Below are 12,899 nucleotides of genomic sequence, written 5' to 3' on the forward strand. Positions count from 1 at the left end.
TGTTTTTCCATAGGCCTCGGCCCATTTTGAAGCTCGTCGGCATTTCTAATTCATTCAAGCGGACACGCTGTCTGTATCCTGTCCAAGTCCAATTTCCTTTCATCATTATAGATTGATATTCAAATAAGTCAAACGCTTTCATACTGTGCGCATATAAAAAGTGCTACTCCTCAAAATGATGAGGAATAGCACTTTTATATGCGTACCTTACTTCAGTTGTAATCATTTCTTGTTAATGGAATGCTCAAAAATTTCAATCTACTCTCGTACCGTCACATTTAATTTGTGTGATCTGGTTTCCCCTGAAGAATTACGAAGTACAGCTTCATACTCGTAGATTCCAGGTACCCTTCCAGAGATTGCGGTAACCGCAGACTGTGCACCAGGCGAATGAGATTGCAGTGATTGTGTGTCAATCAATACACCATTTTCGTAAAGTTCGTATTCGGTTGCGTTTGTTCCCCACCACAGATTCATGGTGATATTATAGTTGCCGTCACCGTCCCAGTTGTCGTTCGACAGAACAGCTTGCCCCGGGGAAGCATCCATGACGATGACTGTCAGCGGAACACTCATGGTTGAACCCAGTGCATTGATCAATTCTCCAGTATAGATATAGGTGCCATTTTTCTTTCCAGTAATATCAACTTGAACAGATTGGGCGGACGGGGATTGATCGACCAGAGAAATTTCCTTAATCAATTCACCATTCTCATACAGCTTGAACTGATTGCCGTTATTCCCCCACCACAGATTCATCGTGATTGTATAGTCTCCGTCCTTGAGCCCTGTGTCGTAACCATTATTATCAGATAACACCGGAGTGCCAGGGGCACCGTTTGCTAGTGGCGTTGTCTTATGGAGCCATTCCTCCCACTTAATCAGAACACTTACCTGCTCATCCGTAAATACGGTTCCTCTAGCTGCTTGAATGTCATTACCGTAGGATGCAAGCAATTGACGCGCTTTTGCTCCTTCACGATCGTTTGCTGCCTGTTTGGCCTGCTTTAACGTGTTTGTAAGCTGATCAGTAAGAGCGCCGGCATTAGGATCGGTCGATTCATCAGCAAAGGCGTTGGTCAGATTGATCAGGCTGTCGAATGTGGCAATAACGCCAAAATTATATTCTACCGTCTGTTCCCAGCCTGCCAAATCGGAGACCGTTGCCGTAACCTGGTTCAGGCCGGGTTCCAGTGCATACGCCGGAGTGTCCAGGAGCACACCTTCCGGTTCTGCCACACCGGATACCGTATCGGAAGCTGTATAGCCAATTTCCACGTGCTGATCAATGGTGTATTCGGTTTGACCATGAATTTCAATGGTTGGAGGTACGAGATCAATGGATATGGACAAAGATTGTTCGCTCTCTTTGTTACCGTCAACATCGACGCTCCAGTAGGTGATAGTATGTGTACCTTCTTCAGTTAGGGTCAACTGTGTGCCACTCACCGTTTCGCCACCATTGATTTGATAATAAGTCCCTTCGATTTCGGAATCTTCATCGCTTGCTGTGAAGGTTACTTGTGCCGGAGAAGTATACCAGCCGTTCTGCAATTCTCCTTCCACAGTTGCCTTAGTATGCGGGGCTTCCTGCTCCGGAGTTTCTCCTTCCAACGTAACAAAATCAGATAAAGGTATATTCAATTCCTTCACAAGACGTGCCACGAGTTCAGACACCTTGATTGCGCCATTCATCTGCAAATGTGTATTGTCTTCCGCTGTACCTACCCACATGAATATCGATTTGGTTCCTTCTGTGCCAAGCTCCTGGAAATGCTCCCAACTAGCTTGGTTCAGATCGATGATAAGCGTTTCCGTTTCCTGCGCCGTTTCTTTCATCGCCTGTACGTATTCCGGGAAGCTCTTGTTCAGCACCTCGCCGGTAAAATCACGACGATTCACTGGCGTGACCAGAACCGGAATTGCCCCTCTCTGAAGAGCACCGTTAATGTATTCTTTTAGATATACCTTAAACTGCTCTGGTGTAAGATAACGCTCTGGGCGTGAAGGTGTGGAATCATTATGAGACCACTGCATGAACAGATAATCGCCTTCTTGAATGTCGAGTAAAATATCGTTGAGATATCCACCTACCAGGAAGGTTTTGCTGCTCAAACCTCCAACTGCCCGGTTATCAATACTGACTTCATTTGGATCAAAATATCCACCCAATGTTTCTCCCCAGCCTGCTTGCGGACGATAGTTCTCCGCGTAATTGGCCACAGTCGAATCGCTGGCCAGATAAATAACCGGTTTATCGCTTGCACTGTGATCTGGCAGGCGCTCCAGCTTCATCGCATTGATCTTCGGTGCATTTCCGGTAAAGTTGAAGTTAAACACCCCATCGATCAGGGCAATGTCATACGTGATTTCTTTGAATTCGCCCTTGGCAATGCTTGTCAGCGGCAGCTTTGTCATCTGCTCTACAACGACATTTGCGCTGGTTGATTCCTCCGCATCCCCGATGGTCATCGTTACCCGGTAATTCGCCGGCTCCATTTCCACCAGGAAAGAGGTACCATTTACTCGTGTGAAATCTTCCTTAAGCAAATCTCCGGTTTCCCGGTTCTCATCTTTGGTCAGTGCAGTATCAGCAAAGCCGTACCCGTTGCCTTCGATGTATGCTCTTTTGGCATCTACTTTGATGTATCCGTCGGCTGCGCCACCAGAACCAAAGTCAAATTTGTATTCGTTTATCTCTTCGCTCGCTTCACTTGTCAAAGAATCCTTCGCAACAGTTAACATGTTAAACGTATGGTCAACTTGAGCTTGGGTAGCTTCCGTATTGAAAATGGCTTCCGCAGCTACCAAAGCCCGGTTCACCACGGCCTTCGACGCATCTGTATAATCTGACAGATCTAGTGCTTTGATCTCATCATACAGAGCGATCAATGCAGTCTGATCGCCACCCTCTGAAGAGAGCTGAGTGCCTTCAATTCGCACGTTGTCGATCTGGGTAGTCCAGTTCAACGTGCCTCCACCACCTTTTCTCGTGCCCAGGAACCGCATGGATCTGACGTTGTCCGCATATGCGGCGGAACTCAGTGGGATATCTTGAATCGTTTGTGTAAGTGTCGGATTCGCTAGGTTCGTTAATGTCAGATCAAGTGTTTTCTCGGCAAAATTAACGGTAGCATCCACATTGACCCACTGGTTCTTGGAAATATCTGTAGCCGTTCCCCCTTCAGGTATGGCTGTATCACCCGCGCCGTAGTCCGGATTATATGCACCGACATAATAATGAATTTTGGTGCTTCCGGTTTTGGTAAACAGCGTGAAAAGGGCATTTTCGTTCGAATCCTGGACCGTGAGATGACCTTCTGACGGATAGGCACTTACATTACCGGATTGCCAGTCAAAGTTCACATTCACCTGATCGCCGTTTACTGCATCAAACAGACGGAACACCTTGGCTCGATTGCCCGATCCGGACCCTGTGACGGACAGTACCTTATTTCCGGACTGTTCAACTACCGTTCCCGCCATGGTTCCTGCGATACCCGTAGCATTGACCATCGCATACTGGTAGTTGGCAGCGTCGCCTTCAAAATCCTCCTCATAGAGCTGGGTTTCTGGCTCTGGTTCTGGCTCGGTAATATCTGGGTCAATGACCAGTGATGAGATACTCAGCTCCATGTCTTTGACTGCACCAGCAACGAGTCCGGCAATTTTCTGTGCACCATAGCTGCTGAAATGGGTATTATCGTTGATTCCATTCGGGTATTTCGGATATTCACCCGGATTAGCGTATAGGAATACTTTTTCCGTAGCTGTATTACCAATTTTGTCGTAGTACGCAATACTTAACTTGCTCAGATCAATCAGCGGCACGTCAAGCTCTTCTGCCACTTCTTTGGCAGCCTGCACGTATGCTGGGAAGCTGACGTTGAACTCCTGAGTCACCGTGTTGAAATCTCTGCGTCCAACCGGAGTGAGCAATACGGGTGTAGCGCCGCGCTGTTTGGCACCGTTTACATAACGAGTTAAGTAGATCTTATAATCCTCAGGGGATGCATACCGGTCCGGTATCCCTGCACTAGCGTCGTTATGACCAAAGGAAATGAAAAAGAAGTCCCCCGGCTTAATTCGTTGCAGGATTGTATCCAAACGACCGTCTACCATAAAGGATTTACTGCTTCGGCCACCGATCGCATCGTTCACGACGACTGCCCCATTGGAGAAATAACGTCCGAACTGCTGGCCCCATCCTTCTTGAGGAGCCTGCGCTTCACTATAAGATTGCATGGTTGAATCACCAGCCATATAGATCGTTGTTGCCGCACCAGCCGCTTTCTCTGGATATTTCTCGATGATGACGTCTTGGATGTCTATGGCTGTACCCGTGAATATAAGATCGAGCTGTCCATCCACCACAGCAATATCATAGGAATACTCCAGTGGTGCTCCTGCTGTCACATTGGTTACGGCGAGCTTCTGGACGAATTCGGATTTGACTCCAACGTTCGAGTCATTTGCATCATTGCCCAATCGCAGCGTCACCTTATAGTTTGTATTGGGCAGATCAACGGCAAATGTCGTGCCTGCCGCGACCGAAACCTGGTTTGCCCCTACCGTAACACCACTTGTATCCTTGAAGCCGTATCCCGGATCTTGTGCGTAGAGCGTATCCTGTATGTTCGTACTTCCTGACGCAGTCTCTGTACCGAAATTAAAGCGGTAGACCGGCTCCGGCATTTCAGCTTCGCGAGTCAGCGCCAGATCGGCTTTAGGGAATGCTGTAGCTTCCGCTCCAAGATAAAAGCCGGTATGAGGCGGCTGGTTGTAGGCTACATTTTGCCAGGCTACGCCAAGTCGATACACAGGGTCCTGCATCAGCGTAGGGATGCGATAGTCTGAAGGAATGGTCGTTGTGTAGAGACGATACTCCGAACTATCTTCGCTCCGCAGCAGAAGCTCCTCACGCCAGTCGCCCAGAATGTCCGCCTGAAGTGCCGGATTGCCTTTGGTATGGTTGTTCGTTAACGTACCGGTTGCCCGGAAGATTTCATTCAGTTTTTTGTTTTGGTAATCCCACTTATAGATGAGCGGAATTCCTTTGGCTGTGCTATTATCCCACTCATGGTCCAATAGCTCCCGCTGAAGATCTCCATCCCACCAGATGGCGAAATTGGCGGTTTTGGGCCCTTCGTCCACAGTGTAGATAGCCTCTCCGGCAGCTGAATAAGTATTGGTTACTGGGACACTTTGCCCGTTGGTAACGGTCGTGGCCCATGATTCGTAACCCGGATAGTTCGGATCAATGTCCGCCGACATCCCGCGACCGGTGTCAAAACCTGTTTTCTCACCCCAAAGGATTTCACCTGTTGCCGCATCGCGCATCTCCAGTCCGTATGCCGCATCCGAATGCTCATGCACACTTACGACCTGATAGCCCTCCCGGTTCGGATTGAGCTGGCCGGCATGCATAGCATCACCGTGTCCGAGTCCGGTGCTGTACAGCAAGCTGCCGTCATCGTCAATGGCCAAGGCGCCAAACATAATTTCGTCCTTGCCGTCCTTGTCGACATCCAGCACACTTAGATTATGGTTGCCCTGTGATTGATATTGTGATCCTGCTTCGTTTGTGTCGAACGTCCAGCGCTTAACGAGTTCCCCGCCAACATAATCATAAGCAACAAGCACTGTGCGGGTATAATAACCCCGGCTCATCACGACACTTGGCTTCGTGCCGTCCAGATAAGCGATGGCGCCAAGGAAACGGTCTACACGATTGCCATAGCCGTCACCCCAATCACTGACGTTTCCTCTTGGCGGATCATAATTCACGGTGGATACAGCCGCGCCAGTCTCACCGTTAAACAGTGTGAGATATTCCGGTCCTGACAGTATGTATCCGCCGTCGTTGCGATAATCTTTCGTACCGTCACCAATGACCGTGCCTTGGCCATCCTTTGTGCCGTCCGCCGTCTTGACAACAACCTCGGCCTTTCCGTTGCCATCGAGGTCATACACCATTAACTGCGTATAATGCGCTCCGGCGCGGATGTTGACTCCCAGGTCAATCCTCCACAGCTTTGTGCCATCCAGTTTGATGGCGTCGATATAGACATTTCCCGTATAACCGGCCTGCGAATTGTCCTTGGAGTTGCTCGGACTCCACAGGAAGACGATTTCATATTCGCCATCCCCGTCCAAATCAGCTACGGAAGCGTCACCTGCATAATAGGAGTAGGTTCCACCGTCCTTAGTCCGTCCGTCGGCTGGTTTATCGAGCGGAATAGGCAAATAATCGTTATGCCAGACCGATACAACCTCCGGTTGCATTTGCTCTTTGCCTGCAATAACGGTGGAGATCTGATATTGCGAGCTGTCGAAACCAGTCGTGTCCACATAGTTCGTCACATCGCTTATGGGTGATGCGTTCACTTTGGTTCCATTTTTATATATATTGAAAGCGATATCATCTGGGTCGTTGTTTAAATACCTCCAGCTTAAAAAAACGCCGTTGTCTACAAGAACCGCAACCAAACCCCGGTTCAAGTATTCTGCTTGGCGACCCGGCAGGCCGTTTGATGATGAATCTGCACGCATCGGTGCCGGAGGAACAGCCAGTGAAATAACCATAAGGAGTGCTAAAAAACATACAAACATCGATTTCTGGATGGAAACAGTTCTTCGGATCATTCGATTAACTCCTCCTTATCTAAGAATTCATTTTTAGAATCATCAGTTCGATCCTGCCCTGTTTGTTGTCAAATGAACACAATTTACAGCCACCTCCTCTTTATGTTACCGCTTACATTCATCTTACAGGTCTAAAAAAAGACAGACAATCTAAAAAATGTGACGTATTATATAAAATAATTGACTTTTTTAGGAAGGAGATGAAACGATGGTTCATACGGTTTCTTATGCTTTTCGTAATGACGATACATCAATCATGACACTTGACTCTATTGGATGGCAGATCGTTTCAAGCGAGGAATATCGTTGTCCAAGTGATGATAGACCGGACCCGGGGCACGTTGTTTTTCAATACACACTTAATGGTCAGGGTTATCTGGATATTGAAAATCAAACGATTCCTTTACCAAAGGGGCATGCCCTACTTGTTAAAATCTCCGGAGAACATTGCTATTACTATAAACAAGAGAACAACGAACCGTGGGAATTTATATGGATCAATATTCGCGGGGATGAAGCCAACCGAATTTGGGATATGATCCATGATAATGAGGGACATGTCATTCGACGAAACGCGGACTCTCCCTTGATTCAAGAGTTATGGCAAATTATCCATTTGATTCATCAAGAGAAAGTTACGGACAAGTATCGCTTGTCCATGCAAGTCTATCGGTGGTTGCTTATCTTGGTACAGACGAGTCGGGATGCGGAGAAGGATATCGGTGCCCTATCCATAACAACGATTGAGAAATGTAAAAAGTTCATTCGAGAGAATTATGCCTCCCCTTTGACACTGGATCTGCTGGCCAGTCATTGTGATATCAATAAACACTACTTGTGCAGGTTATTTCAGAAATCCGAAAAAACATCACCCCTAGCCTATCTCAAAGACAGACGCATTGAGGTTGCAATCCGGCTACTCCGCACAACGGAACTTCCGATTTCTCAAATTGGCCAACATTGCGGCTTTGAGAGTCCCAGCTACTTCGGCAAAGTTTTTCGTCAATATATGTCCATGTCTCCCAAAGAATATCGCTTGAATAAGTTAGAGTTTCCTTATGAGGCCATCTATTATGAGTAGCTAAACTCGCTGTTGGCTAGTTGTCCTTGGCTTGGGAACAGCTCTTATACCAATACAAAAAAAGCCGCTAGAATAGCGACTTTTAATGGAACTATGTTCTTTGTGTGCTTCGATAATTGCTGCAATTATTGAGCGGTGTATCCTCCGTCTATGATCAGGCTATTTCCTGTCATATATGAAGAATCGTCACTAGCTAGGAACAGAACGGCTTTCGCCATCTCTTCTGCTTGACCCAGACGTTTCATTGGTGTTGCCGCTGAAAGTGCTTGTTTGCTCTCTTCCGGGATAATTGGTGTATCGATGAAGCCTGGGCAAAGGGAGTTCACCCGAATATTCTGCTCAGCATACTCCAGCGCGAGGGAACGAGTCAGATTCACAACGCCGCCTTTAGCTGCATTGTAGGCTGCTGAACCAGGCGAACCAACCCATCCGTACATGGAAGCCGTGTTGACGATTGTACCTCCGCCAATTTTGAGCATTTCGCGAATCGATTCTCGTGCGACCAAGAAAACGCCGTCCAGATCAACATTGACTGTATTGCGCCATTCGGCATAATCAAGCTCATGCGTCGGATGAACACGTCCGATTCCCGCATTGTTAAATACGATATCCACTTGACCAAATGTTTCTACGGTTTGTTTGAAAATCTCAGAAACCTCTTCTTCACTTGTTATGTTTGCTTTAATAAAGAGAGCTTCTGCTTTAAGCGCTTTCAGTTCCTGCTCAAACGCCTTGCCTTTTTCCTCATTCAGATCCACCAAGACCACTTTAGCTCCCTCGGAAACGAATAAGCGAGCTGTCGCTGCACCAATCCCGGATGCTCCTCCTGTGATGACTGCAACTTTATCTTGAAGTTTGCCCATGAATAAATCCCCCAGTATAATATTTTGAATAGCGCCTATATAAATAGTGCTATATGATGTTTACAAAACTAATTCTATGCTTAAAATTGTAACAATCCAATCATTAAGATGTGACCAAGTGTCTACCTCGTAGACACTTTATAAAACTATGTCTATATTTATAGGAGTTTTTTTGAATGAATAATGAACTTATTGTGACATCTCAACATCGTAATCGAACCAAGGAGCACCTGAAAACTGCTCTGATTCAGCTCATTAAGAAAAAAGGATTCCATGGTGTTTCTGTCAAAGACATCGTTGATCAGGCCGGTTATAATCGCAGCACGTTTTATTTACACTACCAGGATAAGTATATTCTCGCCGAAGAGTTGTTGAGTATGACACTCGAAGGATTGAGGGGCGCAGTAGGTAAACCCTATTGGCACGGTCAAAAGGTTTCAACAAACAAGCTGGATGCCGAATCTTTTCAAATTGTGGATTATATCTACGAACACCGTGACTTCTTCGAACTGATTCAATACGATGATACGTTACCTGGTTTACATACAGGCTTTCCACAAACCATACTCAAAATCTATCAGGAGCAATTTGTCTTTGAGACGATCAACAACTCGCCAGTTAACATGGACTATTTCAAATACTATACCGCCTACGGTTTTTTTGGACTGTTGAACAATTGGATATTAAGCGGATATCGTGAATCACGCGAGGCATTTATCAAAAACGTGATTGAACTCACCAAAACGCATATTCACTCTTTTCATTATGTCGGTAACACGTTTGAATCTTGATCTCAAGTAAGTTGATTTGAACATCACGATGAACGATATGTCTGCTTTAGATAACAGGCCAGTTGCAGATGGAGCAGATGCTCCTGATTACTCAGGGACATGCCCAGAATCTCTTCGATTTTATGAATACGCTGATACAAAGTATTGATATGAATATGAAGTGCTGCCGCAGCTTGGACCGCAGAACTTCCGCACGCCATATACGTCATGAGAGTTTCCTCTAGTCCGCTGGTCTGCCCTTTGCCAGGCCGAAGCGGCTCAAATATCTCTGCCATAAATGCATTTAAATCCTCAGCCGGTTGTCGGATAAACAACCGGTTAACACCAATATCCGTATATCGGATCGTCCCCTGTTCTCCTCTTGTCTTCTGGTATGCAAGCGCCTTGTCCGCTTCCTGGTATCCCGTATTAATGGCATCGACCCCAGATCGCACTGAACTTAATCCTCCCAACAATTTCACATGATTACGATGTTCCCACTCCGGCAGTAATGCGCTGAACTGTTGTTCCAGTTTGCCTGGCTTGTGCGACTCGTTTAGCATAAGCAGTATTGTAATTCGTCTTTCATTGCCAAACGCAATGGGCAGCGCTCCTGCTGGCATTTTGTCTCTTAGATAAGCTACCAATTGAACAGACAACGCGCTAAGCGTAGAAGGGTTGACCCACTCCGCAAACTCCAGCAGTCCCACCACGATGGAGGTTGAAGGAACGATTCCGATCTCCCCGGACTTCTGCCAATAATCCTCAGAATCCTGACTGAGCCTCAAATCGTTGAAAAATTGCTGTGTTTTTTTAAAATAAAATTCGGCCAGGGACTGTTTGCGCATCAATTCCAGGGCCAAAATGGAGCTTCCCTGCTCCAGCGCAATCAACTGCAATGGTTCAAGCTTTGTGTTCATCTGGATAATGAGATAACCAAGGCACTGATTGGCTGAAGCGATTGGATACAGATATTGATACGATCGGTCGGCTTCTCCCTCGATACACGTCAGATAATCTGGATGATGCAAGGATTCGTATAAGCTGCGAAGACTTTCTGTATTCCAGCCATTCATGATTTTGCTGCGTTTCGGAATCCATTCGTTGTCGATAAAATCCACAAAGGTCATCGGTACGCCAATAACACGTGTCAGTTCGTTAACAATAGATACCACGCCCTTATTTTGCAGCGAAAGCCGCATAAGCGAGGAGTGAATCTCATCCCGTTTCATGAGTGTCTCGTTCTGTTTGCTCAGATTCTCGTACAGTTTGGCATTTGTGATCGCAATCGAAACCTGATCTGCAAAGCTTTGCAGCAGTCGCACATCCGACTCCGTGAATAGCGGGACCCTTCCTTTTTGATAAACGATTAACACACAATCCGATTGACCTTCTACCTTGATAGGCACCGAAATAATTGAACCTATATTTTGAAAATTGTACGCTGAATTCAGATGATATTTGTTGTCCGATGTCATATTGCCAAAGTCGTCTTCTACTGTAGATAAACCGTTGTAGAGCTTTGGTGTACCTCGCTTAAAGGTGTTCCCAATGATCCCTTCACCTGGTTTCAGTTTCATCCTCAGCATGCCTTCACCCATCTCCCCTGCTCTTGCCTTGACCGTTAACGCGTCGATTGCAGGGTCATACCTCCACAACACACCTATGCACTCATAAGGGATAACCGATAGTGCACTTACCAAAATCCGTCCAAGCAACTCGTTCAGATCCAGAAGTTGAGTCACAACCCTAATGCTGTTCATGATTTCATTCAAGGCTCGTTCATTCTTGCTTGCCACAGCTTCCGTATAGTATGGGTAAAGCAAAGACGACAGTGTAACTAAATCTTCCGCAGAAAACTCCCAATTCTTAAATACCCGGATAGCCACACATATATTGTTATTGTATGGAAGAAAAACTAACATCTTTTCTTCTGATTCCCGTTCTACTTTGGGATGTTGCAGTGGAAGCTGTTCCGCAAAACAAGGCGGTGTACTTTCTCTTCTGCCTATCGCTTCGATCAGTACCCAATCCGCCCAGTTACTGCTGATCCACACCTCATAACCACAGTTCCCCAAGCGTTCTTGCAGGATTTTATGTAAGATTCCATTCAACGCAGCCGCCTCCTGTCAATGTAGGTTTTCACATCATGATTCAGATAATTATACAGAGATATACATTGTCTTGGAACCCCTACATCATGTAACTTTAAAGCAACACAGAAATTTAGTTAACATTCGATGAGAAAGAAGGTAACGCGATGTCTAAAATCATGCACAGTAAACACTTCAAGTACATTGTTCTCACTCTCTTGTTTCTCGGCTGGTGTCTTGGCAACCTGGATCGTTTCGTCATCAACTATGCCATTGTAGGCATTACTCAGGATCTGGGCCTAGGTGCTTCCGCACAAGGAATTATCCTCAGCAGCTTTTTTCTCGGATATGCCATTATGCAAATTCCAGGCGGAGCACTCGCCGACCGTTTCGGTTATCGGAAAGTTATTCTCGTTTCCTTATTCTCCTGGTCTGTGTTCACTATTCTGACGGGTTCAGCCTGGTCGCTGTTCTCTCTCATCTTTGTTCGTTTCCTGTTTGGGATCGGAGAAGGCAGCTTCTTCCCTTCCGGTTCCAAAGCGATTGCCACAAACTTTCCCATTAATCAGCGCAGTGGAGCCATGTCCATTATGCTGTCATCCGCAGCCATTATGGGGGTAATTACTCCGATTCTTACCGGACACGCCCTTGTGACCATTGGCTGGCGCAACCTGTTCTATATCATTGGTGCGGTAGGGATCCTCATCACAGCCTTGATGTTCTTTTTATTAAAAGAACCCGCCAAGCCTGCACTTGCGACCTCCGGCTCGGGCCAACAACCCAAAACATCACTGAAAACCGTCCTGAAGACGCCCATGATCTGGAATTTGTTCATCAGCTACTTCAGCATTTATGCAGTGAACTGGGGGCTTCAATCCTGGATGCCGACGTACATGGTCAATGTCCGGGGATTGGATATGACTCAAATGGGATTGCTCGCCGCCATTCCGGCTTTGGTCAGCATTTTCACCATGATTCTCAGCGGATATGTGCTTGACCGTATCCCGGCAGGTAAAGATCGAATTATCGCTTCAGTGTTCGGTGTACTTGTGGCCTTGTTCCTGTATCTGATGGGCTCCGCGGGCAGCATCACCACATTCATTACGTACATGACAATCGTTACGGCAATGGCCGGATTTATCTCAACACTGATCATTTCGAAGTCCCTTAAAACGATGCCCGAATCTGTCGTCGCAACAGCCAATGGATTCATTAACACAGGAGCTCAGCTTGCAGGTTTTCTGACTCCGATGCTGATCGGATTCCTGGTTGAAGCTTCCGGGGGATCTTATGCCACCGCCTTTATGATGCTGATTGCTTTCGCTCTGATCTGCTCCATTACCTTGATGTTCTCTCGTCGTTCGAATTCGGATCAGGATAACACAACTGAGATGCAAGCAAAAGCTGTATAAACACAAGAGTTCGCCGCCACATGTTACTTCGACAT

General features: G+C 46.5%; 6 protein-coding genes. 3 read left to right on the forward strand and 3 right to left on the reverse strand.

The window, feature by feature from the left end; genetic code table 11:
• Positions 1-258: 258 nt before the first annotated feature.
• Positions 259-6,645 carry a rhamnogalacturonan lyase family protein gene (locus tag BLS69_RS07765; protein WP_091030057.1) on the reverse strand — a complete coding sequence of 2,129 codons (6,387 nt, stop codon included), beginning with the start codon at positions 6,643-6,645 and terminating at the stop codon, positions 259-261.
• Between the two features lie 208 nt (positions 6,646-6,853).
• Here BLS69_RS07765 and BLS69_RS07770 point away from each other — a divergent pair, with 208 nt between their 5' ends.
• The gene (locus BLS69_RS07770; protein WP_091030058.1) at positions 6,854-7,726 is read left to right on the forward strand and encodes a helix-turn-helix transcriptional regulator; all 873 of its coding nucleotides are present in this window, start codon (positions 6,854-6,856) and stop codon (positions 7,724-7,726) included.
• Positions 7,727-7,851: 125 nt separating this feature from the next.
• Here the strand turns inward: BLS69_RS07770 and BLS69_RS07775 are convergent, their stop codons facing one another.
• A complete protein-coding gene (locus tag BLS69_RS07775; protein WP_074095227.1) occupies positions 7,852-8,589 on the reverse strand; it encodes an SDR family NAD(P)-dependent oxidoreductase in 738 nt (245 codons plus the stop codon).
• A 176-nt stretch (positions 8,590-8,765) separates the two neighbouring features.
• Here BLS69_RS07775 and BLS69_RS07780 point away from each other — a divergent pair, with 176 nt between their 5' ends.
• Positions 8,766-9,380: a TetR/AcrR family transcriptional regulator gene (locus BLS69_RS07780; RefSeq protein ID WP_076253168.1), complete on the forward strand. Its 615-nt coding sequence runs from the start codon at positions 8,766-8,768 to the stop codon at positions 9,378-9,380.
• 23 nt (positions 9,381-9,403) lie between these two features.
• Here the strand turns inward: BLS69_RS07780 and BLS69_RS07785 are convergent, their stop codons facing one another.
• The gene (locus BLS69_RS07785; protein WP_091030060.1) at positions 9,404-11,473 is read right to left on the reverse strand and encodes a helix-turn-helix domain-containing protein; all 2,070 of its coding nucleotides are present in this window, start codon (positions 11,471-11,473) and stop codon (positions 9,404-9,406) included.
• A 146-nt stretch (positions 11,474-11,619) separates the two neighbouring features.
• Here BLS69_RS07785 and BLS69_RS07790 point away from each other — a divergent pair, with 146 nt between their 5' ends.
• Entirely contained in the window at positions 11,620-12,864 is a 1,245-nt protein-coding gene (locus tag BLS69_RS07790) for an MFS transporter (protein ID WP_240768021.1), read from the forward strand.
• Positions 12,865-12,899 lie beyond the last annotated feature (35 nt).

Source organism: Paenibacillus sp. CF095 (assembly GCF_900101225.1).
Taxonomy (GTDB): Bacteria; Bacillota; Bacilli; order Paenibacillales; family Paenibacillaceae; genus Paenibacillus.